Origin of the sequence: Halotia branconii CENA392, from assembly GCF_029953635.1 — a bacterium.
Taxonomy (GTDB): Bacteria; Cyanobacteriota; Cyanobacteriia; order Cyanobacteriales; family Nostocaceae; genus Halotia; species Halotia branconii.
Window position 1 is genome coordinate 3,604,980 of the sequence record NZ_CP124543.1, and the last position, 23,474, is coordinate 3,628,453.

General features: G+C 38.8%; 25 protein-coding genes. 15 read left to right on the forward strand and 10 right to left on the reverse strand.

Features of this window, described 5'->3' with window-relative positions:
- The first annotated feature begins 192 nt into the window (after positions 1–192).
- From QI031_RS15770 to QI031_RS15780, 3 genes are all read left to right on the forward strand, one after another.
- Positions 193–1,464 (forward strand): M16 family metallopeptidase, encoded by a 1,272-nt coding sequence (locus tag QI031_RS15770; RefSeq protein ID WP_281480608.1) that lies wholly within the window; start codon positions 193–195, stop codon positions 1,462–1,464.
- Positions 1,465–1,533: 69 nt separating this feature from the next.
- Positions 1,534–2,430, forward strand: coding sequence for a peptidoglycan-binding domain-containing protein (locus QI031_RS15775; RefSeq protein ID WP_281480609.1), 897 nt, complete (start codon positions 1,534–1,536; stop codon positions 2,428–2,430).
- Positions 2,431–2,475: 45 nt separating this feature from the next.
- The gene (locus tag QI031_RS15780) at positions 2,476–2,829 is read left to right on the forward strand and encodes a phage holin family protein (protein ID WP_281480610.1); all 354 of its coding nucleotides are present in this window, start codon (positions 2,476–2,478) and stop codon (positions 2,827–2,829) included.
- Positions 2,830–2,944: 115 nt separating this feature from the next.
- Here QI031_RS15780 and QI031_RS15785 read toward each other — a convergent pair whose 3' ends face one another.
- Both QI031_RS15785 and QI031_RS15790 read right to left on the reverse strand, forming a co-directional pair.
- Positions 2,945–3,406, reverse strand: coding sequence for a cobalamin biosynthesis protein (locus QI031_RS15785; RefSeq protein ID WP_281480611.1), 462 nt, complete (start codon positions 3,404–3,406; stop codon positions 2,945–2,947).
- 372 nt (positions 3,407–3,778) lie between these two features.
- Positions 3,779–4,054, reverse strand: a complete 276-nt coding sequence (locus QI031_RS15790) for a hypothetical protein (RefSeq protein WP_281480612.1) — start codon at positions 4,052–4,054, stop codon at positions 3,779–3,781.
- Positions 4,055–5,007: 953 nt separating this feature from the next.
- Between QI031_RS15790 and QI031_RS15795 the strand changes: the two genes are divergently transcribed.
- Positions 5,008–6,591, forward strand: a complete 1,584-nt coding sequence (locus QI031_RS15795) for a B12-binding domain-containing radical SAM protein (RefSeq protein ID WP_281480613.1) — start codon at positions 5,008–5,010, stop codon at positions 6,589–6,591.
- A 118-nt stretch (positions 6,592–6,709) separates the two neighbouring features.
- Here QI031_RS15795 and QI031_RS15800 read toward each other — a convergent pair whose 3' ends face one another.
- Positions 6,710–7,723, reverse strand: a complete 1,014-nt coding sequence (locus QI031_RS15800) for a CHAD domain-containing protein (protein ID WP_281480614.1) — start codon at positions 7,721–7,723, stop codon at positions 6,710–6,712.
- A 277-nt stretch (positions 7,724–8,000) separates the two neighbouring features.
- Between QI031_RS15800 and QI031_RS15805 the strand changes: the two genes are divergently transcribed.
- Positions 8,001–9,068, forward strand: coding sequence for a DUF3616 domain-containing protein (locus tag QI031_RS15805; protein WP_281480615.1), 1,068 nt, complete (start codon positions 8,001–8,003; stop codon positions 9,066–9,068).
- On the opposite strand, the gene QI031_RS15810 is transcribed toward QI031_RS15805, so the two are convergent.
- Complete coding sequence (locus QI031_RS15810; protein WP_281480616.1) at positions 9,065–9,469, reverse strand: NIL domain-containing protein; 405 nt, start codon at positions 9,467–9,469, stop codon at positions 9,065–9,067. The genes QI031_RS15805 and QI031_RS15810 overlap by 4 nt on opposite strands.
- Before the next feature lie 287 nt (positions 9,470–9,756).
- Positions 9,757–10,434, reverse strand: a complete 678-nt coding sequence (locus QI031_RS15815; protein WP_281480617.1) for an HAD family hydrolase — start codon at positions 10,432–10,434, stop codon at positions 9,757–9,759.
- 235 nt (positions 10,435–10,669) lie between these two features.
- Here QI031_RS15815 and QI031_RS15820 point away from each other — a divergent pair, with 235 nt between their 5' ends.
- Positions 10,670–11,518 carry a uroporphyrinogen-III synthase gene (locus tag QI031_RS15820; RefSeq protein WP_281480618.1) on the forward strand — a complete coding sequence of 283 codons (849 nt, stop codon included), beginning with the start codon at positions 10,670–10,672 and terminating at the stop codon, positions 11,516–11,518.
- Between the two features lie 101 nt (positions 11,519–11,619).
- On the opposite strand, the gene QI031_RS15825 is transcribed toward QI031_RS15820, so the two are convergent.
- A complete protein-coding gene (locus QI031_RS15825; RefSeq protein WP_281480619.1) occupies positions 11,620–12,060 on the reverse strand; it encodes an Hsp20/alpha crystallin family protein in 441 nt (146 codons plus the stop codon).
- A gap of 307 nt (positions 12,061–12,367) precedes the next feature.
- A complete protein-coding gene (locus tag QI031_RS15830) occupies positions 12,368–12,529 on the reverse strand; it encodes a hypothetical protein (protein ID WP_281480620.1) in 162 nt (53 codons plus the stop codon).
- 280 nt (positions 12,530–12,809) lie between these two features.
- Here QI031_RS15830 and QI031_RS15835 point away from each other — a divergent pair, with 280 nt between their 5' ends.
- From QI031_RS15835 to QI031_RS15845, 3 genes are all read left to right on the forward strand, one after another.
- Positions 12,810–13,136, forward strand: coding sequence for a YbjQ family protein (locus QI031_RS15835; RefSeq protein ID WP_281480621.1), 327 nt, complete (start codon positions 12,810–12,812; stop codon positions 13,134–13,136).
- A 356-nt stretch (positions 13,137–13,492) separates the two neighbouring features.
- Positions 13,493–14,128 (forward strand): hypothetical protein, encoded by a 636-nt coding sequence (locus QI031_RS15840; RefSeq protein WP_281480622.1) that lies wholly within the window; start codon positions 13,493–13,495, stop codon positions 14,126–14,128.
- A 125-nt stretch (positions 14,129–14,253) separates the two neighbouring features.
- Entirely contained in the window at positions 14,254–14,433 is a 180-nt protein-coding gene (locus QI031_RS15845; protein ID WP_281480623.1) for a hypothetical protein, read from the forward strand.
- Here the strand turns inward: QI031_RS15845 and QI031_RS15850 are convergent.
- Positions 14,419–14,574: a hypothetical protein gene (locus QI031_RS15850; RefSeq protein WP_281480624.1), complete on the reverse strand. Its 156-nt coding sequence runs from the start codon at positions 14,572–14,574 to the stop codon at positions 14,419–14,421. The genes QI031_RS15845 and QI031_RS15850 overlap by 15 nt on opposite strands.
- Before the next feature lie 199 nt (positions 14,575–14,773).
- On the opposite strand from QI031_RS15850, the gene QI031_RS15855 reads away from it, so the two are divergent.
- Entirely contained in the window at positions 14,774–15,766 is a 993-nt protein-coding gene (locus QI031_RS15855) for a glycosyltransferase family 2 protein (protein ID WP_281480625.1), read from the forward strand.
- Between the two features lie 370 nt (positions 15,767–16,136).
- Complete coding sequence (locus tag QI031_RS15860; protein WP_281480626.1) at positions 16,137–17,024, forward strand: phytanoyl-CoA dioxygenase family protein; 888 nt, start codon at positions 16,137–16,139, stop codon at positions 17,022–17,024.
- A gap of 53 nt (positions 17,025–17,077) precedes the next feature.
- Here the strand turns inward: QI031_RS15860 and QI031_RS15865 are convergent, their stop codons facing one another.
- Positions 17,078–17,338: a hypothetical protein gene (locus tag QI031_RS15865; protein WP_281480627.1), complete on the reverse strand. Its 261-nt coding sequence runs from the start codon at positions 17,336–17,338 to the stop codon at positions 17,078–17,080.
- Positions 17,339–17,446: 108 nt separating this feature from the next.
- Complete coding sequence (sufR, locus tag QI031_RS15870) at positions 17,447–18,175, reverse strand: iron-sulfur cluster biosynthesis transcriptional regulator SufR (protein WP_281480628.1); 729 nt, start codon at positions 18,173–18,175, stop codon at positions 17,447–17,449.
- 284 nt (positions 18,176–18,459) lie between these two features.
- Here sufR and sufB point away from each other — a divergent pair, with 284 nt between their 5' ends.
- The 4 genes from sufB to QI031_RS15890 all read left to right on the forward strand — a co-directional run bounded on the left by sufB (position 18,460) and on the right by QI031_RS15890 (position 23,459).
- Positions 18,460–19,899: a Fe-S cluster assembly protein SufB gene (gene sufB, locus QI031_RS15875; RefSeq protein ID WP_281480629.1), complete on the forward strand. Its 1,440-nt coding sequence runs from the start codon at positions 18,460–18,462 to the stop codon at positions 19,897–19,899.
- An 82-nt stretch (positions 19,900–19,981) separates the two neighbouring features.
- Positions 19,982–20,767 carry a Fe-S cluster assembly ATPase SufC gene (gene sufC / locus QI031_RS15880; RefSeq protein WP_281480630.1) on the forward strand — a complete coding sequence of 262 codons (786 nt, stop codon included), beginning with the start codon at positions 19,982–19,984 and terminating at the stop codon, positions 20,765–20,767.
- Positions 20,767–22,143, forward strand: a complete 1,377-nt coding sequence (gene sufD / locus QI031_RS15885; protein WP_281480631.1) for a Fe-S cluster assembly protein SufD — start codon at positions 20,767–20,769, stop codon at positions 22,141–22,143. Before sufC ends, sufD begins: the two co-directional genes overlap by 1 nt.
- A 56-nt stretch (positions 22,144–22,199) precedes the next feature.
- Positions 22,200–23,459, forward strand: a complete 1,260-nt coding sequence (locus QI031_RS15890; RefSeq protein ID WP_281480632.1) for a SufS family cysteine desulfurase — start codon at positions 22,200–22,202, stop codon at positions 23,457–23,459.
- The last annotated feature ends 15 nt before the right edge of the window (positions 23,460–23,474 follow it).

Genomic DNA, 23,474 nt, shown 5'->3' on the forward strand with positions numbered 1-23,474 from the left:
TTCCTCTTTGTGTCTTGGTGCGGGCAGTCCGTTCAAGTCGGGAAACCCGCCCACACGGCTGCCCTCGTCTCTGTGGTTAAAAATTTTTCACCACTAAGGCACAAAGGCACAAAATTTTTTCCAGTCAAGGTGAACATGCCTTCTGACAACTGACAACTGACTTTTAACAACTAACAACTCATAATTTAAATCGTGAATCCTTCCCTATCTCACTTCCCTATCCATCGCACTGTCTTGAATAATGGCATTGTATTACTGGTAGCAGAAAATCCGGCTGCGGATATTATTGCAGCGCGAGTTTTTATCCGTGCTGGTAGTTGTCATGAACAACCAGGACAGGCGGGTTTAGCCCATTTGCTGTCAGCAGTCATGACAAAGGGATGTGATGGACTTTCGAGCTTAGAAATTGCTGAACAAGTTGAATCTACAGGGGCAAGTTTGAGTGCAGATGCCGCTACTGATTATTTTTTGCTGTCGTTGAAGACGGTAACATCTGACTTTGCAGAGATTTTAGCATTAGCAGGACGGATTTTGCGATCGCCGACATTTCCTGAAGCTCAAGTTGAACTAGAACGACGTTTGACACTACAAAATATTCGCTCCCAACAAGAGCAGCCGTTTACTATTGCCTTTGAACAAATGCGGCAGGCAATGTACCAAAATCATCCCTACGCTATGTCCGTGTTAGGTAATGAAGCCACAGTGAACCGCTTAACCCGTAGCGATTTAGTAGAATATCACCAAACTTATTTTCGTCCAGATAATGTAGTAATTAGTATTGCTGGACGTGTAACACTAGCTGACGCAGTAGCACTAGTAGAACAAGTGTTTGGTGATTGGCAAGCTCCCACCCAAGCGCTGCCAACAATTACTTTACCTGAGATTCAAGTGTCACCGCAGCACCAATTAAAACCTATACAAACGCAGCAATCAATCGTCATGCTGGGTTATTTGGGTTCATCAGTCATGTCTGTTGATTATGCTCCACTAAAGTTGTTATCTACTTATCTCGGCAATGGGCTTTCTAGCCGCTTGTTTGTAGAATTACGAGAAAAGCGGGGTTTAGCTTACGAAGTCTCCGCATTTTACCCCACACGGCTGTATCAGGGGTCATTTGTCGTGTACATGGGTACAGCACCAGAAAATACCAGTATCGGTTTGAACGGATTACGCAAAGAAGTAGAGCTAATCTGTACTACAGAAGTATCAGAAGACGCACTGCAAGCTGCTAAAAACAAAATCCTGGGGCAGTATGCCTTGGGTAAACAAACGAACGGCCAAATTGCTCAAATCTACGGTTGGTATGAAACTTTGGGTTTAGGAATTAATTTTGATAGTGAGTTTCAAGAGTTGATTACATCGGTGAATGCCCAAGATGCAAAGGCAGCCGCTGCTCGATATTTACAGGAACCTTATTTGTCTTTAGTTGGTCAAGAAGAAGCAATTAATAGGGCGCTGGCGTAAGTAATTTACGTGCGATCGCCATCATCCGGGGTGTACTATTAGCATCAGAAGATTCTGGGAACAAATTCCATGAAAGGCAGCCTGACAGCAAGTATCTTGAATTACTTAGAGTTACCGAAAACAACTCGCCTTTTAAAGGCAAGTCGGCTTTCTTGGTTACTTTTGTTTGCTTCTATATCTGTGCTAATTGCCTCCTGGGCTGTAGTATCAATTGCTGCAACACAAAAAGTTGCCCAAGTCAATGTCGTAGATAGCATCAATCGTCCTACCCTCAAAGTTGGTAGTCAAGGAGAACGTGTATCAGAACTGCAAGCAGCTCTCAAGCTTTTGGGATTTTATTCAGGTGAAGTAGATAGTAATTATGACGAGGATACGGCCAAAGCTGTTTCTCGATTTAAGCAGGCAGTCGGCTTGAATCCAGATGGTGTTGTTGATGCTGCTACTTGGCAAAAACTGTTTCCTTATCAGCCAACAACGACAACCGTTTCTTCATCTAATTCCCCAACTAACTCTGCATCTAACTTGACACCCAAGTTTCCTGTGCCAACTCCAACAGCTACAACTAAACCTGAGCCAAAACCTGCCAATAAAAAACCCCCTACAACTCAAGTACCAACCAAACCTGCGGCAAAACCTGCTAATAAAAAACCCCCTACAACTCAAAGTACAAAAAAAACGCCTCCACGACCGTCAACAAATACGCGTACTAGTCAAATCGCTGGCGTTCAATACACTTCAGAAGGATGGCCAATTTTACGTGTAGGGATGAATAATGCAGAAGTGACCAAGTTGCAACAGCGATTGCAAAAGCTGGGGTTTTTAAATGGTAGTGTAGATGGAGACTTTGGCCCCACAACCGAAGCAGCAGTAAAAGCTGCACAAAAACGCTATGGACTAGAGCCTGATGGCGTAGTTGGAGGTGCGACTTGGGAAGTTTTATTGCGGCGATCGCCCCAAGGGCGTTAATTAACTAGTAAGTTAAAAGTTGCGAGAATGTCTCTAAAATAGCTCATGAAAAACTTTCTACTAACTTGGCTGGCAACGGCGGTGGCTTTGCTCATTACCGCTAGTATTGTTCCGGGATTTTATGTCAAAAATTTTATCGCTGCTTTAGTTGCTGCTATTGTCATCGGGCTAGTAAATGCATTTATTCGCCCAATTTTAGCTATTTTGACCTTTCCCATTACCTTACTCACGTTGGGTTTATTTACATTGGTCATTAATGCTTTAACTCTTTGGTTAGCAAGCGCCCTTACTCCTGGTTATGGTTTTGAGATTCGAGGATTTCTACCTGCTTTGTTGGGATCAATCGTACTAGCAATTGTTTCTAGTGTGATTAACTATTTTGCCAGAGTGATTGATTGAAAGCATGGGGCATGGGGCATTGGGGAAAGAACTGTCTTTTTGTCTTCCCCTGCTTCCCCTGCTTCCTCTGCCTCCCCTGCCTCCCCTGCTTTCTCTGCCTCCCCTGCTCCCCTACTTATCCGAACCGGATTGCAACAGCTAGTGTTATTGTTCCTAGTTGCTCCCGCAAGCGGAAAATTTGTTTAGGAACCAATAATTTTACTTTTAACTTCTGCTTTCCTATAACATCAGGAGGGAAGCTAGAGGCTGCAAGAATAGCAGCAGCCTCTGCTACGCTTGGTGTACCTACTTTTTCGTTAGTGATTTTATTAGGGTTGGGTACACAAACAGTAGAAAGAATTGACGCTGCAAAGGTTTTTAAGGGTAAATTGCCTAGACGACAAAGTTCTATTAACCCGACTTCTGAAGCTTTAGTTTCAATGGTAGCAAAACCTGCGATCGCACTTTGGTCAAGTTGATTTTCTTGAAACACCTGCTCAATTGCCGCTGCTATCAACTCCTGCGAACTGCCTCTTTGACAACCAATCCCCACCCATAAATTCTTTAGCTGCTGCTTTGGAGGATTTTTTCCATTCACTGAGCTTGTTTACAGTTGCATTACGAACTTAAAATTACCTAAAAATGTGAAATTAATTGAGTCTTTTTTGGCAGTTTACTATGATACCTGAAAACTGATCTTTATAATACTGTTCCTAGAAATAAAAACTTATATATTAAGCATATCTAGCACAGTAGGAAATACCGAGGGGGAGGCGAGGTAAAAGTTAAAAAGAATTTCTTTCTTTATTTTGGCTTTTTTGGTATCTTTGAAGCCCAAGGATTTTACCTTCTCTACCTCGGTCTTTCAATTTTTAAACTCTCCGCCGTAGCAAGTTCACAACAGCTACGACGGAGTTTTGCTTTGTTCACGAGAGCGTAACATTTTCGATAAATTAATAGTATCCAAGCATTAAGAGTTATTCTGAATACTACTCACACAAAATTTAATATGAGAGCGAATAGCTCGCTCATAAACTACAGTTTGTTCTCTGCGTACTCCTACAGGTTGATATATCAAATTAATTTCGGGAAATTCGCACCAAGACATTAAAAAAACGTCTTTGGCTGGTGTAATAATTTCATAATTATTTTCTTGCTTCCTCTTTTTGAGTCGACAATTATTTAGTTGTAGTTTTTCTCTCAACAGTTTTTCAAATTCTGGAATCAAAGTTGAAGTTGTATTCATAGTTTCTACAATTTTAATTGTATTAGTTCAACAAACAGAGAAATCTTGTTTGGTTTTTGAAAAGCTGGACAGGCAAAGCCATCCATTACAATGATTAGAGCCGAGCTATACTTAGCAGGACTCTAGTTAGAAGGTTTTTCAGAATTTGAGTTTAACTTCTCTTTGTCAGAGTAACAGAAAACAGCCGATTATAATTAAGTTTGTTACAGCCTGATCCTAATCTGTACTTTATGTTTGCCTTAAAGTCGGAGGCTGTAAAATTAGTTTAAAATTATGGATTTACTAAGCTGCAAAGCTCTGTTATTGTTCTATTCCAGATTAAATAAGCCTGTATTTACTGCTCAATCAAGATCAGAGGCTACATTAGTACATTTATACCGATGAATGTTAAGTTAAAACACCAGATGTTGTTGCTGATAGTGGTGTTATAACGCTTATCGTTTTAGTGAGGTACGTACATCTCGTTGAGTTCAGGGACTAGGAGCTAGGGGCTAGGGGTTAGTGGCTATGTACCTTGATCTATCAGGGAGATGAATCGAAACATGACATCTAGGAGCTAGGGGCTAGGGGTTAGTGGCTGTGTACCTCATGTAATTGAGAACTTCTATATCTATTATGATTGACACAATTTTAATTCCTGCTGAAGCAAAGCCTGAGAAAGATAATACTGTATTGTGGAGCAGCGATTATTTAGTTGCTGCTCCATAAATGTCTAAATATATTTACTAAGGTATATTTACACATCTGACTATTTCAGCTAACAATAAATCTATCTCAGAAGTTTGCCTTTGTTCTGATCGGGCTAGCTTTTTGATATGGAGCAAGTGTAGCAAAATATAAATTTAGGAACCCATTGCAGAGACTGAGATACACGGACTGATAAGCAAATTCAAGTTTAGTTATTTGATGCATTTGCTCATACCAAAGTAAACCAACATTGCACACAGGATTTTATGAAAGCATTATTGATTTACCCTCGGTTCCCCCAGTCTTTTTGGTCTTACGATCGCTTTATGGAAATCGCTGGACTCAAAGCCGTTTTGCCTCCACTAGGTATCATAACAGTAGCAGCTCTTCTGCCTCAAGACTGGGAAATTAGATTTTGCGATCGCAATGTCAATTTAGAAACAGATGCAGATTGGGAGTGGTGTGACCTTGTAATTCTTTCTGCAATGCTAGTACAAAAGCCAGACTTCCACGCCCTAATTAAAAAAGCAGTACGTTTAGGCAAAAAGGTCGCAGTTGGTGGCCCCTATCCCACCTCTGTCCCCCAAGAAGCCCTTGACTCTGGAGCGCATTATCTGATTTTGGACGAAGGGGAGTTAACGATTCCCCAGTTTTTAGAAGCGCTCAATCAAGGCCAAGAGCAAGGAATCTTTCGCTCTTTGGAAAAACCTGATGTTACCCAAAGTCCAATGCCGCGTTTTGACTTGCTACAACGGGATGCCTATTTGATGATGGCTATCCAGTTTTCTCGCGGTTGTCCTTTCAACTGCGAATTTTGTGACATCATCTCCCTCTATGGTCGCAAACCACGCACTAAAGAACCAAGCCAAGCCTTAGGTGAGTTACAAACCCTCTACGATTTAGGCTGGCGAGGCTCACTTTTTATTGTTGATGACAACTTTATTGGCAATCAACGTAATGTCAAACGCTTCCTAAGAGAATTGATTCCTTGGATGAAGCAACACGACTACCCATTTACCTTCATCACCGAAGCTTCTGTAAATTTGGCAGAAGATGATGAATTGTTGCAATTAATGAATGAAGCAGGCTTTTATGCTGTCTTTCTCGGCATTGAAACCCCCGATCAAGATAGCCTACAAGTAACACAAAAACTACAAAATACTCGCAATCCACTAATCGAAGCCTGCCGCAAAATCAATAACGCAGGGATGCTCATCTATGCTGGCTTTATCCTCGGTTTTGATGGAGAACGTGCAGGAGCAGGAGAGAGGATTCAAGCTTTTGTGGAACAAACTAGTATTCCTCAACCCATGCTGGGTATCCTCCAGGCTCCTCCTAACACTGCTCTGTGGACTCGGCTCCAAAAAGAGCAGCGTTTATTTGATGACATTAGCCATCCTACGGGAGACCAAAATACTTTAATGAATTTCATTCCCACCCGTCCGGTAGCTGAAATTGCTAAAGAGTATGTAGAAGGCTTTTGGATCTTATATGAACCCACAAATTATCTTAGACGCTGCTTTCAGCAATGCCTTAGTATTGGCTCTTTGGAAAGACGAAAACAGACTATGCAATTTCCCTTGGGTAAAGGGTTACAGCTTGTTGCTCAGGTAATTTGGCATCAAGGCTTACGGCGGACGGAAATTCGCTTGCAGTTTTGGCAACAATTATGGACTATTCTGCGGAAAAAACCTCAAGTTCTCAATATGTATTTAGGTTTATGCGCTGCTGGAGAACATTTCTGGGAATACCGCGCTTTAGCTAGGAAACGGATTAGTGAACAACTAGGCTACGACCCAATGCAAGTTTCTGTGCTATCTAAGCCAGAACCAATGTTAATCAAATCTTGATCTGACTCAGAAATACTCTCAAAATAAAGGGGCAAAAAGCCCCTTTTTATTTTTGCTTCTATTTAGTAAAAAGCAACAAATTATTGACAAAGTTAAACAAATATTCTGGCAGTTTTTCTTACTGTTCTCTATTTCCTGTTTCTTGTTCCCCATCGCTTGCTGGTTCAAGAGGATGCAGTATTGTTAAATGAAAGCTATGCTTAGTTTCAGGTTTTAAATACCGTTCTTGTAAAGGTTGCCACTGTTGCCATAATTTATAACGATGTTCTGTTAATAAAGTAGCAAGACCGGGTAAATGAGTGTGAATTTCTGACTTAAATACATCTACAAGCCACTCATCTAAAACTACACCATCTTGCATAGCACCTAAAATATCTTGCATACTATTCACTTCGGCAATATAAGCCGCGTAAGACTCTCCATAGAGTTCAGTGAATAACTCCATTTGATAACGTACTCGTTTGGCTTGTTTCCGCAAACTATGAATAGTTGAGCCTTTTGCTGTCAATTGTTGTTCTATTTTTTCTGCTTTCCAGTTTGTTCGGATTTTTACTTGTGAATCTATCACTTGAGTACCAACTAGCCAACCTGGATGCAGTAAGAAACTACTCACTTCAGGTAATAACAAATCTGGTAAAACCTGCTGAATTGGTAAAGATGCCAAGGATTGATAATCAGGTTTTTCCAACCATTCTGCTAATTCATCTTTTAAAGACTTGTAAGGCTCATCTTTTAATGTTGCTTGCACCTTAGAAAGTGTATCTTCACGTTGTTTAGCTAAAGCATTAAAAGCTGTTTGCAGAGATTCTTGTTCTTTAGATGATAAATACGGTTGGTAGCGAGTTGTCAAAGTTTCTTTTAATACGTCTAAATCTCGGAGATTACCAAGACGACGAGCGATTTTACCAATATTTTTATCACTGACTGGCTTGGGCAAATTCAGTGCCAAGTCAAACCGACTTACAGCCGTACGTAAACGGCGCATTCCCACTCGCATTTGATGCAGTGCTTCTGGATCTTCATCTTTCTTAACTGATTTTTCCCACTTCAAGGTTTTCTTAAAGTGTTTTTGCAGCGCTTGGTAAGCATAATCTCCTAGAGTTTTGATTGTTGGTTCTGTCACTAATTTCATCTTTGATAGCAATGACCTACTTAATTAGGTTATTTCATAATAGCATTAGCGAAAATTTCCCATCTATCTTTTGATATTTTTTTAAAAAAAATACTTGAGAAGTAAGTATTATTATTACCATTGATACAGGATATTTTTGGAAAAAAGACAAAATCTAAAACATAATTGGTTTACTGAAATGCATTTAGCATCAGCTTTGAGCAAATTTCCTATCGCTCAGTATTAAATCATACTAAAATGATAATTTAGTATTTTTGAACACAAAAGACTAAGTAAAATGCTTAATTCACACTTGCTCCATCAAGTTTCTTTAATATTTAACGATAGTTTTCAAGAATACAGGAAAGACCTTTCAGCTTTGCGGCTGACTCCTGATAATCATTTATGGTTTGGTTCAGATGAAACTTCTTCTATTGAACGTCTCTCTTTTGTTGATTCACAAAACTTTGCAAAACACAAACAATTTAGAGTCGCAGAATTTATCAGTTTACCAGAATCAGAGGATAATGAAATTGATATTGAAGGAATCGCTTATGACGATTATTACCTTTGGTTTGTTGGCTCCCATAGCTGGAAACGCAAAAAAACTAAACCAGATAATAATGATCCAGAAAATATAGACAGACTTACAAAAACCGAATCTGAATCTAACCGCTATATTTTAGGAAGAATCCCCCTAGTATATGGTGAATTATTGGCATCTTGTCCGCATCCTCAAAATCCGGATATAGAATTAAGTGCCGCAAAATTAGAGCTAAAGAAACAAGGAAATTTACTAACCAAATATTTAGCAGATGACCCACATTTAGGCTTATTTATTAATGCTGGGGTTCCAGGTAAAGATAATGGTTTCGATATAGAGGGCATAGCCGTTTATCAAAATCGAGTTTTTTTAGGTTTGCGCGGCCCTGTATTGCGGGGTTGGGCAATGATGTTAGAAATAGAGTTAGAAAATTCTAGCCCAGGTTTAATGAAATTACAAAAAATTGGCGATGATAAACAAAGATATAAAAAACATTTTGTTTGGTTAAATGGATCAGGAATTAGAGATTTATGTTTGGATGGCGATGACTTGTTAATTTTGGCTGGGCCAACAATGGTTTTAGATGGTAAGGTGCAAGTTTATCGCTTGAGAAATGGTGTAAATATGCGAGAAAATGTTTTGAATAATCCTCAATTGCTGCTTGATCTTCCTTATGGAAATGGAAACGATCGCCCAGAAGGAATTACCTTATTTCAGGATGTTACTGGTGTGTCTTCTGTATTAGTCGTTTACGATGATCCAGCAGAAAATAGGCTGTTGGATAATAGTGGTGTTATGGCAGATGTATTTAGCCTCGGTTAAATATTGGTGGAGATTGCCTGTACAGGACAGGTAGGGATACATTGTTCACAGACAATGCAACGCGATCGCGTGAATGTGAGTTTGTATGTCTCTGGATGAAGACTCAGGGCTTCAGTAGGGCAAACCCCAGTACATAAGCCACAGTGGACACAGACATCTTCATCTACAGCAATTTCACCTAAAGTATAGGAGACATTAATATGCCGCGATCGCATCCACTCAATAGCTGCATCTAACTGATCAATATCCCCCGATAGTTCTACCACGAGGTTGCCAATTTGATTGGGGGCAACTTGAGCGCGGATAATATTAGCAGCTACGTTAAACTCTTTTGCCAAAACATAAGTGACTGGCATTTGAATAGCGCGTTTAGGAAAGGTAAGGGTAACTCGTTTTTTCACAGGTTTACCAGAGAGTTTTTTCTGTTGTAGCGCACTAATACCGTTTTACTTTAACGTTGATACATTTGGGCAAGCAGGGGAAGCAGAGGTAGCAGCACTTCGGCTACGCGGTAGTTGAATCTCGACTTCGCTCGATTGCCGCGCAGTCGAAACTCAGTGACCGGAGGCAGGGGGAGTAAGAAAAGTAATATGTATCAATAATTTTGTGAAATGGGATAAGACTCTCAACAGTAAACAGTTATTGAAAAGTTAGGATATGAGTCTCTTACCAACGCCTGATAAGTGATTTAACTTGTACTCTTCTCAAATAACTCTTCTAATAATTCGCCTACTTGCTCTAAGGAGTTGAATACTCGGTAAGCTAAAGATGCTACTTCAGGCGACGGTTGTTTTATGTCAGGAACCATAATTGTCCACATCCCAGCCTGAAATGCTGCTTGAACACCTACAAATGAATCTTCAAAAACCATGCACTGTAAAGGAGCAACATTAATTTGACGACTAGTTTCTAAAAAAATATCTGGAGCAGGTTTACCCTTAGCAACATCTTCACTAGTGACAATTGTTGTAAAGTATTGGTAAATTCCAGCATCTGTCAAACGTCGAATTGTTCTAATTCGAGATGTTCCAGTTGCTAATGCCATGATCAGCCCCAAGTTACTTAGTTGATTGAGCAAATCTAATACACCTGGTTTAACTGGCAGACCTTCTCGCATTTCTCGTTCATCGCCAATTGTGACGCGTTGCGCTTTTACAGAATCAAAAGGAAAGTTTTCTCCATATTTTTGTTTAAAAATTTTTTCCCGCGATGACAGATCTCGACCAATTAATTCGTTATATAACTCGTCGCTCATCACATAACCATGATTTTTTATAGCCTTTTTCCACGCCCAGCGAGCAATGCTTTCCGTATCGAAAAGTAAACCATCCATATCAAAAATTGCGGCTTGGATACTTGGTAACACATTCAGTCCTTTGATTCAAATTTGACAATATTGTAACTATGTAATGATACTTAAACATAAGTCTGATAATAATTTGTAATTAATACATACTCAAACAAGCTTGATATTAAGAGTTTCCCACAACTTACTTGATGACAGTGAAATAATAAATGATTTGCCAATTTAGTTGAAAATTAATCATCAACTTGATAACTGACTACACTGAATTAAATAACCAGAAGATTGTACCTGAAGAATGCACACCATTTCTAGAGAAACTAACCTACTGACTCCATCTAGTAAATTACCTCTGTATGGCAAGAGAATTTTAGTTACAGCACCAAAAAATTATGCTTTCAGGTTTTCAGAACAAATTATTAAAAAAGGTGGTATTCCGGTTTTCATGCCTACCATTGAAACCTGTTATCTTTCAAATTACACAAAGCTAGATAATATTTTAAATTGCATAGATAAATTTAACTGGATTGTTTTTACAAGTAGAAATGGAATTATTGGATTTTTTGAGCGCATGAATAATCTAGATATTTCCGTATCTGCTTTACAAAACTGTCAGTTATGTGCTTTAGGTAAAGATGCAGAACTTTTATTCACTTTCTGCGGTAGAGTTGATTTAATTCCCCAAGAATCTGGACCAACAGGAATTATTTTAGAATTAGGAAAAATTCCTCAAATTAATCAGCAAACAGTACTAGTTCCGGCTCCAGAATTTATTGGTATACCTGAGCCTAATGTCATACCTAATTTAATTGCAGATTTACAAAAATTAGGTATGAAAGTTACTCATATACCTACTTATATTACACAATGTATCAACAAGCATCTTTATACAGTTGAATTAAACCTAATTCGCCAAGGAATGATAGACATAATTGCCTTTAGCAGTACGGCGGAAGTAGAAAGTTTTTTGAGAATGATCAACTCGCACAAAGATTATGAAAGTTGTATTGTGGCTTGTTTTGGCCCTTATACAGCTGCTAACACTCGAAAGTTAGGCATAAATGTCTCTATCTTGTCAAAGGATTATAGTTCATTTGCCGGATTTACGGAAGCGATCGCAGAATTTTTGACTTGTGATCCCAAATAAAAAGCCCATTCGTACAATGACGAACGGGCTTTAAATAAATGACTACAACCCACCTAATTCACTAGCAATTAGCTTACTTTGCTCAAGCGATATTAACTAGATTATGCTAGGTTAACTTTAACGACTTTGTTCTTTTCTTCTTCAGCTTTCGGTAGTGTCAAAGTCAAGATACCATCTTTATAGTCTGCGGTGACATTGGTATTTTGAATCCGAGTTGATAAAGGAATTACTCGTTGGAATTTACCATAGTGAAATTCGCTCTTGGTAATACCTTTGTCTTCGGTTTTGGTTTCCGATTTACGTTCACCACTGATGGAAACTGCTTTATCTGTGACTTGCACATCCAGGTCTTTGGCTTCAATTCCTGGAAGTTCTAGCTTGAGATGAATTGCTTCTTCAGTTTCTTTTAATTCAGCAGCAGGAACTCTGGATAAACCTTTTTCAACTAACGTAGATGGTAGCATTTCTTCGTCAAACAGGCGATTAATTTGGCGTTGTAAAGTGTTCATGTCTTGCCAGGGATTCCAACGTACTAGTGTCATATCTCAACCTCGAATGTATAAGTAGTATTTGTTTGCGGTCGTAACTCTTTGATTTGTTTTTATCTTATTCTGAACTAAAAGTAGTGTAAATTCGGTTTTTATTACTTAGTTAATGATGATTACCGAACCAGAATATTAATCAAAACTATGTACGGTAAATAACTTAATTAAAGTTCGGTAAACTCTACTTAAATAAAAAAAAAATATTTTGACAATTACAGTAAAATATTATATTAATTTCTCAAATACATTTTTAGCAGATATTATATTGTTAACAGAGAGCAGAAAAACGAGTTTTTAGAGTATTTTAAAAGCAGGCGATCGCCTTTAGTATTTTTTTCATGAAATCGTTGCTGATTTCTAAGTAATTCTGTTGCGTTTGGCTGTCAAAGGTTAGGCTAATTGGACGAGAAGTAACATTTACAGATTGTAAAGCCCAAGAAGAACTCGGATATACTCCAATTGTCACTCGCAATCTTGGGTTAGCTGAACTTGCAAGCCACTATCGATAAAACAGGCTAACAAATTATTGGATCGATAAGTAAAAATTCTCTAACGGATAATCTAAAACTCTATTTTTTGTTATTGGTTAACTGTGCGATCGCCAGAAAACACCTGTAAGATCAACTATTAGGATATTAGCGCACCAGCATATAAATTTATTCATAGTTACTATTGTTGAAGATGAGAAAAATCAGCATCTTCGAGTCGTCAACGTTTGCTGATGTACTATATTATGAGGCTAATCGATGATTTTAACCACAACTGATGTGATTCAAGGTGCAGTTATTGAGTCATATTTAGGTATTGTGACGGCGGAAGTCGTCTACGGTAGCAATTTTCTACGGGATTTTTTAGCTGGTATCCGAGATGTCATTGGTGGACGTACCAGTAGCTATGAGCGCCTATTTGAACAGGGTCAACAAAAAGCCTTAGCAGAATTAGAACAACGAGCACAGCGTTTAGGCGCTGACGCTGTAATTGGCATTGAAATTGATACTGGCACAATCAATGTTGATCAGTCAGGAGTTCTGATGCTAATTACCGCTACAGGTACGGCTGTGAGAATGCGTTAGTCTTTCGAGTTTATCTGCATAAATTTATTGAGATTTTTTTGATAATGGCTAATGGGTAATTATGACAAAATTCTTACCCATTACCAATGCTTCACTTAATAATTCAAAATAAAAAGTTTTGATAAAATTTATAGACATATTTAAAATTATTATTCAGAGAAATCAAGCTAAAAAATTAATAAATTAAAAGTTGTAAATTTAAGTCTTGGTTATTACTCACGATAGAGTGTTTATATCCTTCCATTGATAGATACTAAAATCTGTAATAAATAATTTAATTCTAAATATAGAATCACTAAAATATATCTGTTAAAAATCTTTGCTGAAACAGCAATACAGAGGAGAAAACTAAAGTTATGTCATACGTAAATCGCGTAGGTGATGATGTTATTAATGAGCCTGTAGTAGCGGGTAGAGTAGCAGAATACCATGATCGTGTCCGCTGGGGTCCCATAATATCTGGTGTATTGGTTGGCTTAGCCACTCAATTAATTTTGAGTTCCTTATTTGGAGCAATTGGGGCAGGTAGTATTGCAGGTTCAGGAGCGCCTAGAACGATTTCACCAGATATTGCGGGTAATGTAGGAATCTGGTCAACTATTGCTTTGTTAATTTCCTTATTTGTTGGCGGCTGGGTGACAACCCGCGCTTGTGGGCCAATGAATCGCAGCACAGCGTTACTTAACGGCGCAATATTTTGGGCTACTACTTTAGCACTCAGTTCTTGGCTATTAGCAAGTGGTGTGTCTGGTGCTTTTGGTGTTGCTGCTTCCAATGCAGCAGGAGTTATCAACCAAGTACAACAACAACCAGGTACTGTTTTACCACAAAATGTGCCTACTATAACTGCTGAACAAGCTCGTGATATCGCTGCTGCAACCTCAAGAGGTTTGTGGTGGTTTGTGTTTGGTTCTTTACTAGGTTTAGTGGCTTCTTTAATAGGATCTGTTGTTGGTGCTCGTAGTCCCAGAGTTAATACTTACAACCAATAACTTTAAATAGTAATTTGTTGCTAAACTAAATTTCATTAAAAAGCACCTTATATAAGGTGCTTTTTGCAATTTAACATTGGCGTTGATAGTATGCTATTAATTCTACCGTTGCTAAAACATGATCTTTGATAACTGCTAATACCAATTCACTAACTCCTCAACGTCCAGAATTTAAAGATGAAATCAGCAAGGATGAATTGATTCTCCGTTTCGGTTTGAAATATCAATTCAATCCTAATTTTATGGGATACGTGACTATTACCAAAGGTTATAGACCCGGTGGATTGAAACTATCGCGCCAATAGGAAAGTTAGGACATTATCACAGTTGTTATTAGATTTAATTTGAGTATTGCGATCGCTAGTTTGATTACAACTAGTTACAGATAATGCTACTAATCCCAATATAGCAATACTTTTAACCATCAAAACTTGCTTTCTATTCATAATAAATAACATTCTTAATAATTAGTTTACCATATATAACTTCACAATTAAAGCTAATTTTTGAAGTTTTTGTATAGAAAAAAACATACTATTTTTAAACAAAATTGGGTGAAAATACATACTAAATTTATATTCATTTTCTTCTATAAGCATATACTCGGAGAACAGAATCAAGTTATGCCAAAAATACTTAAATTATATGTTGGAACCTCTAGTTACAATTGTTGTTGTACCACGAGAGCGCTTTAGTTATACACAATTTTCATTAGAAGGTATTTACGCACATAGTGATATCCCTTTTAAATTAATTTACATAGATGGCAATTCTCCACAGCCAATTAAGCGCTATCTAGAAGCACAGTCATTCGCAAAAGCTTTTCACTTAATCCGTACAGAAAACTATTTATCTCCTAATCAAGCACGTAACCTAGCATTACCATATATTGATACTAAATACGTTGTTTTCATTGATAATGATGTTCAAGTTACATCTGGTTGGTTAAACAAGCTTGTGGAGTGTGCGGATGAAACAAACGCATCGGTTGTAGGGCCACTCTACTTAGATGGAGTATCAACAAATCTTGAAACTCAAAATATCCACATGGCAGGTGGCTTTTGTGAATTTCAAGAGCAAGAAGGAAAACTCGATTTACGTGAACATAGGTACTTTGCCAAGAACCAGTTATCGGCAGTGAAATCTCAACTCCTAAGAGAAGCAACGCAATTGATAGAATTTCATTGTGTTTTGGTACGTACTACTATTTTGAAGCAGTTAGGTGACTTTGATGAAAAATTGATGAGTCTTGCAGAAGAGAGTGATTTTTGTTTAACAGTCCGTACCCTCGGTGAGACTATTTATTTAGAGCCGGCTAGTACTGTAATTTATGTACTTCCAGTGCCATTAAAATTATACGATTTACCATATTTTTGCTTACGTTGGAGTGATGCTTGGAATAAAGCATCTTTGAATCACTTCCAACAAAAGTGGGGTTTAGCTGAAGATGCTAAATTTATGACTATTGGCTACAAATGGGCAAATCGTCATAGATTAGTTCCTCTGCAACAGATACAAGATGTGCTGTTAAATATTTTACCTTGGAAATTTAACTCTAAGATCTACCTAAATTTTCGAGCTTTTATGGAGGGTATACTAACTCAGCTTTTTGTGAAAGATAAACACCAAAAAATCTAGAATGTAGAAGATATGGAACATAGATAAAGAGTAAGCCAATACTGTTAACTATTTACCCCCTAAAATTATCTTGATTTAGGGGATTTTTTATTACTAATATACAATTTTATTTTTATAACTATTTCGTAGCAAGGTTTTCAGACTTTATATAGCAACTTATGAAGTATTTGCTACTTTCATACCGATTAAGTGTGTTTCTTATCTATCTAAAGGTAGAAGTATTAACACTAGATAATTTGGGAAATTAAAACTTACAAATGGTACTAATTGTATAGAAAAAACCAATAGTTTTTTACTTTTTACTATTTTTAAAGGAGAATAATTTTGAAATCAAATTTGACTGGGCTGAAACTAAAAAAATAGATAAACAATGAAACAAACCATACTAAAAATTAATCATCGAATTATACAAAATATTTACCGAACTCCATTGGTAAGTCATTTTTCTGATCTTACTTATCAAGCATTAATAGAAAAACATCTAAATAATTTGCCTAGTCTTCCAATCACTGATTTAAGTTTAGTTGAGGCTCTTAAAAGTGAAAAAATTGTTGTCACTTCATTGGCAGCACTCTCAATTCCCTCTACTCCACAAATGTTAAAAGCAGCGTCAAGCTTGATCTCAGAAATTCCTGAAAGCGTTTCTGGTAGTAAACATGATTTCACAATTCATGCTACTCCGAAGCAAATTATGGAATATTCAGAAATTTTTCTCTGGGGACTTCAACAACGTTTACTCAATATTGCCGAAAACTATATAGGTCTGCCAGTAGCTTATCATGGTTCTTATTTTCGTAGAGATCTCGCCAATGGAGTTCAAAAAAAATCCAGGCTGTGGCATTTAGACAAGGAAGATAGAAAAGTATTCAAAATTATTATTTATTTAAATGATGTATATGATGATGGCGGTCCATTTCAATATATTCCTTACTCTTTTACCTCAGCAGTAGCTAGCTCTCTAAGATATAACTATGAATACATTCAAAACCAAACTATGCAGCAAGTGATATCACCACTAACTTGGAAATCTTGCACAGGCATTTCTGGTACAGTGATCATTGCTGACACAGCTAACATTTTCCATCGAGGAACTGTACCTACTGCTTCAGATAGATTCACAATATTTTTTGACTACAGTTGTAGATCCCCAAAACACCCTTTTTATTACCAACCTTCTTTGACTAATGAGGATTTAGCAATTATTGCTACAAAACTTTCAGAACATCAAAGACAGTGTGTTTTTTGGCGTTCCATCTAAGTAGTGCAGACACAAAAAAATAATTAATTACGTATCTTAAGTTATTTCTCTAATCACCATTTTAGGTATGACGCTTCAATTCCCTGTTCTCGTCTAATTTTGCTATCTTTCTCAAACCAGGCAATTACGTGTTGTGCTGTTAAATCTTCAACAGCAACATCATACTCTTGGGCGATATATTTTAAAAGTTTAAGTGATGAAATAGTCAATCTTGTTAAGAATTTTTCTGGAGAAGATAGTAAAGCAGCGTCTACTTTTGCTGATTCTTCTAAGGTTAAAAATTGTGTTGAAGGCTGCTGTGGCTGTACATCCATAAATACTCAACTTAGTTTAAATAACTTCTGATGGACAATTGATAATAACTAATTGGTAAAGTCTTTTACTACTAATTTGTTATTTATGATTTAAACTAGACATGAAATTTATCCATGAGACTTTTGTTTTCGAGCTTCTACTAAATAACCACAACGATGTTCACCATTGATCAGCCAATGGGTACGCTCAACTGTACAATCTGGTAAAACGGCAGCAAACATTTCTAGTTCGTGACCGCAAATGCTGGGGAATGACTCGGCAACATTAGAAATTGCACAATTATGTTCCATGAAGATAAACTTATCTCCTGCTGAGGAACTATTCGAGTCTACAGGGTGATACTCTGCCATAAAACCTTCAGCTTTTCTTAGTTCCACTAATTTCACTACCCGTTCTTGTAGAGAACCACTGCCTAAATGTTCGCGGTATTCTTGGGCTTTGCGCTCCCACTGCTTTTGTAAAATTGAACTAACTTGCTCATATCCCACGGTTTCGGCTAAAGTATCCAACAGAGAAACAGCAAAATCGCCATAGCGATCGCTTTGAAAATCATTCTTTCGATAGATGCGATCGCGTCCTTGACGACTAAGTTGATAAACATGCTGCGGCCGCCCCATTCCCCGAACCTCACTTTGTTCGGAGTCAGCATCGTGAGTGCTTTGTACTGTTGACGAATACAAAACTAGCTCCTGTGCTTCTAAATCTTTGAGATGACGACGAATCGCTTGAGGACTAACTTCTAAAACTGTCGCTAGCTCAAAAGCTGTTGCCTGTGAGTGTTTCAGCAGGTATTCTAGGATATCTTGCTTGGTTGAGGACTGGTGAGTAGTCGCCATCTTCTCTACAAGACGTTTCGCAAACGCCCCAAAAATTTTTCAGAAAAATTGACTTTAACAACATTGTTGTTGTTAATTTAGCGTAAAATGAAGATAAGTTAAACAACATAATTGTTGTTTTATTGTCTATCCTTATTCTAGCAGCCGTGTAACCACTCGGTCATCCAAAATGGGAATCGATTAATCAGCCTGTATCCCATCCTTAAGAGGCAGCGCATTGTGAAAATTTTTTTTGCCATAGCGCCTGCCGTAGAGAACTAACCGAACACGAGAGATTATTACTGATGAGTGCCACTGTCAAAACCTTAGTCAACCAACCCTACAAGTACGGCTTTATCACTGACATTGAAGCCGATACTATTCCGCGTGGACTAAACGAGGACGTTGTCCGCTTGATTTCTGCCAAGAAGAATGAGCCGCAGTTCATGCTGGACTTTCGCCTGAAAGCTTATCGGCAGTGGCAAAAAATGACGGAACCAACTTGGCCTAATGTCAAGTATCCGCCGATAAATTATCAGGATATCATTTACTATTCAGCTCCGAAAAAAAAGCCACAAAAGTTAAATAGTCTAGATGAAGTTGATCCTACCCTCTTAGAAACCTTTGAGAAGCTAGGCATTTCTCTATCTGAACAAAAGCGTCTAGCCAACGTCGCCGTTGATGCGATTTTCGATAGCGTTTCCGTCGCCACTACATTTAAGGAAAAGCTAGCCGAAGACGGCGTGATTTTCTGCTCAATTTCGGAAGCATTACAAGAATATCCAGAACTAATCAAAAAATATCTGGGTAGTGTCGTTCCTGTCGCAGACAACTACTTTGCAGCCTTGAACGCTGCTGTATTTAGTGATGGTTCTTTTGTCTACATTCCTAAAGGCGTGAAATGCCCAATGGAACTATCTACCTACTTCCGCATCAACTCTGGCGATACAGGACAATTCGAGCGGACTTTAATTGTCGCCGAAGAAGATAGTTATGTTTCCTACCTCGAAGGTTGTACCGCACCGATGTACGACAGCAACCAACTACATGCTGCTGTTGTAGAACTTGTCGCCTTGGATAACGCCGAAATTAAATACTCCACCGTCCAAAACTGGTACGCTGGCGATGAAAAGGGTAAAGGCGGTATTTATAATTTCGTCACCAAACGCGGTTTGTGTAAAGGTGTCAATTCCAAAATTTCCTGGACTCAAGTTGAAACTGGTTCCGCGATTACTTGGAAGTATCCTAGCTGTGTTTTAGCGGGTGATAATTCTGTAGGTGAATTTTACTCGGTAGCGCTAACTAATAATATGCAGCAAGCCGATACCGGAACCAAAATGGTTCACATCGGCAAGAATACTCGCAGTACAATTATCTCGAAAGGTATCTCCGCAGGTCAATCTAATAATAGCTATCGGGGTTTAGTGAAAGTTAATCCTACAGCTAAAGGGGCAAGAAATTATTCCCAGTGCGATTCAATGTTAATTGGGGATAATGCTCATGCGAATACTTTCCCTTATATCCAAGTACAGAATAATACTGCCAAAGTAGAGCATGAAGCTTCTACTTCTAAGATTGGGGAAGATCAATTATTTTACTTCGCCCAAAGAGGCATTTCAGCAGAAGATGCCATTTCAATGATGATTAGTGGCTTCTGTAAAGATGTTTTCAATCAATTGCCGATGGAATTTGCTGTGGAAGCTGATAAATTGTTGAGCCTGAAGTTGGAAGGTAGTGTTGGGTAATGTTGAAGGTTTACCTTAGTGTCTTTGTGGTGAAGTAAACCACTAAGACATTAAGGCACTAAGAAAGAAGAGCACAGAGAACATGATTATCGAAAATAGTGAAGTCGTGCTGTCAGTTAAGAATTTGACAGCTACAGTTGATGACGCGCCAATTCTTAAAGGTTTAAATCTAGAGGTTCGCTCTGGTGAAATCCATGCAATTATGGGGCCGAATGGTTCTGGTAAAAGCACCTTTTCTAAAGTTTTGGCGGGACATCCAGCTTATGAAGTAACTGGCGGTGAGGTAATTTTCCAAGGGCAAAACCTGCTGGAAATGGAACCGGAAGAACGAGCCAGAAGTGGCATATTTTTGGCATTTCAATATCCCCTGGAAATTCCGGGTGTGAGCAATTTGGATTTCTTGCGGGTGGCATACAATTCTCGTCGCAAGTCACAAGGTTTAGAGGAAATAGACGCTTTTGATTTTGACGATTTGATTGAGGAAAAGCTGGAAGTGGTGAAAATGAATCCGGCTTTTCTGAGTCGAAGTTTGAATGAAGGGTTTTCTGGTGGTGAGAAGAAGCGGAATGAAATTCTGCAAATGGCGCTGTTAGAACCAAAGTTGGCAATCTTAGATGAAACTGATTCTGGTTTAGATATCGACGCGCTGAAAATTGTGGCGAATGGAGTCAATCAGCTGGCAAATCCGCAAAATGCCACAATTATGATTACTCACTACCAGCGGTTACTTAATTACATTGTGCCAGACTACGTACATGTAATGGCAAATGGGCAGATTCTTACCAGTGGCGATAAGGAACTGGCACTAAAATTAGAATCTCGCGGTTATGACTGGGTGCTAGAAGAAGCGGTTGAGGTGGGTGTGTAATGACAATTCAAGTATCTCCTAGTCCAATGCCTAACTCGGATACAGTTGAGTTGACATCTACTTTGTTGGATAAAGATGCTTATTTAACTGGATTGTTAGAGCAGGTAACAGCAACAAAAACAGTAGGTTGGTTGCAAGAATTACGCGATCGCGCTACTAATTGGGTACGTCATGCTACTATTCCTACTAATCGTGAGGAAGAATGGCGATTTACTGATTTGTCAGAGTTGCGAAAGCTGCAATTTCAGGTAGATGGGCAAGTTAAATTGCCTGATATCTCATCGCTGATTTTACCAGAAGCAGCTCATAGCCGTTTGGTGTTTGTGAATGGGGTTTACGCGTCGGAGTTATCTGCTGTTGCAGGTTTGCCTTCTGGGGTGGTGGTAAGTAATTTGGCTGGGTTAGCTGAATCTAAGCAGCAGCTTGTTAGTCAGTATTTAGCTAAAGCTGAGGGAGCGCAAGAAGTTTTTACTGCTCTTAATACTGCTGGGATATGTGATGCAGCGGTGGTGTGGGTAGGAAAGAATGTGATGGTTGAGACACCAATTCATTTGGTGTTTGTTGCGGTTGCTGGGGAGACACCAGTGATTTCTCAGCCGCGTTGTTTGGTGGTGGCAGAAAGTGGTTCGCAGGTGAGTTTGATTGAGGAGTATACGAACCGCCAAGATGCCAAGAGCGCCAAGGAGGTTTACCTCACCAATGCAGTTACGGAAATCTGGCTTGCTGAAAATGCTGAGGTGAATCATACTAGGGTTGAGCGTGAAAGTAAAGAGGCTTTTCATGTAGGGAAGACTGCGATCGCTCAAGCTCGTGATAGTCGATATACTTGTCATGCCATAAGTTTGGGTGGTAAGCTGTCACGGCACAATTTAGAAGTTTTGCAAACTGGTGAGCAAACCTTAACTGTTCTCAATGGATTAACGATAGTTTACGGGAATCAATTGGCGGATACTCACAGTGCAATCGCACTGAATCACCCATACAGTACAAGTAGACAATTGCATAAGTGTATTGTAGGCGATCGCGCTCATGGGGTGTTCAATGGCAAGGTTTTTGTGCCTAAATTAGCGCAGTTGACGAATGCTACCCAGTTAAATCGAAATTTGCTTTTATCATCGAAAGCCAGAGTTGATACTAAACCCCAATTGGAAATTACCGCTGACAATGTCAAATGCGCTCACGGTGCTACAGTTAGCCAATTGGAAGATGATGAAATTTTTTATCTGCAAAGCCGGGGAATTGATGAAAATGATGCTCGTAATTTGTTAATTAATGCCTTTGCAACTGAAATCATCAACCAAATCCCTATCTCATCTGTGCAAAAAATCCTCTTAAATATAGTCACTAATCTGAAGTCTTTAACAACTGACAACTGACCACACTTCGACTACGCTCAGTGCATCGCTGACAACTAACAACTGACAAACTACCAATGACCTTCACCTCTACCAAAACTCTAGCCGATAAAGTCCGCGCTGACTTCCCGATATTACGTCAGGAAGTCAACGGGAAACAATTGGTTTACCTAGATAATGCAGCTACCTCGCAAAAACCTTTGCTCGTATTAAACGCCTTGCGCGATTATTACGAACAATATAATGCCAATGTGCATCGGGGAGCGCATACACTCAGTGCTAAAGCTACTGATGCTTATGAAGCAACACGGGACAAGGTTGCTAAATTTATCAATGCTGCATCACGTCAGGAAATTGTCTATACCCGTAACGCTAGTGAGGCTATTAATTTAGTCGCCTACAGTTGGGGAATGAATAATTTACAGCCGGGAGATGAAATTATTCTGTCGGTAATGGAACACCACAGTAATATTGTTCCCTGGCAACTTGTCGCCCAAAAAACGGGTGCAGTTTTGAAGTTTGTAGAACTGACACCTGCACAAACTTTTGATTTGGAACAGTTTAAACAACTGATTTCCGAGAAGACAAAATTGGTGGCAGTATCCCATGTTTCTAATACTTTGGGTTGTATTAACCCAGTAGCAGAAATTGAGGCGATCGCTCACAGATACAATGCGAAATTCTTAGTTGATGCTTGTCAAAGCGTACCACACATGCCTGTAGATGTACAGCAAATCAATTGTGATTGGTTGGTTGCATCTGGTCATAAAATGTGCGCTCCCACTGGCATCGGGTTTTTGTATGGTAAGTTGGAACTTTTGGCATCAATGCCACCATTTTTTGGTGGTGGTGAGATGATTGCAGAGGTTTATTTAGACCATTCTACTTATGCAGAATTGCCCCATAAATTTGAAGCTGGTACACCTGCAATTGCAGAGGCGATCGCTCTTGGTGCAGCGGTAGATTATCTTAGTAATATTGGTATGGATAAAATCCATGCCTACGAAGCCGAATTAACTGCTTACTTGTTCCAACAATTGCAGCAAATTCCTCAAATTCAAATTTATGGCCCTCAACCAAATGCTCAAGGAGAAGGTAGAGCTGCCTTAGCATCATTTACAGCTGGGGAAGTCCACGCTAACGACTTATCGACATTATTAGATCAAGAAGGCGTAGCTATTCGTTCGGGACACCACTGTACTCAACCTTTACACCGTTACCTAGGTTTAGCGGCAACTGCACGGGCAAGTTTATCCTTTTATAATACCCGCGAAGAAATTGATATTTTCATCAAAGCATTGAAGGAAACCTTAGACTTTTTCGCAGAGTTTTCGTGAACAACAAGATCCCTG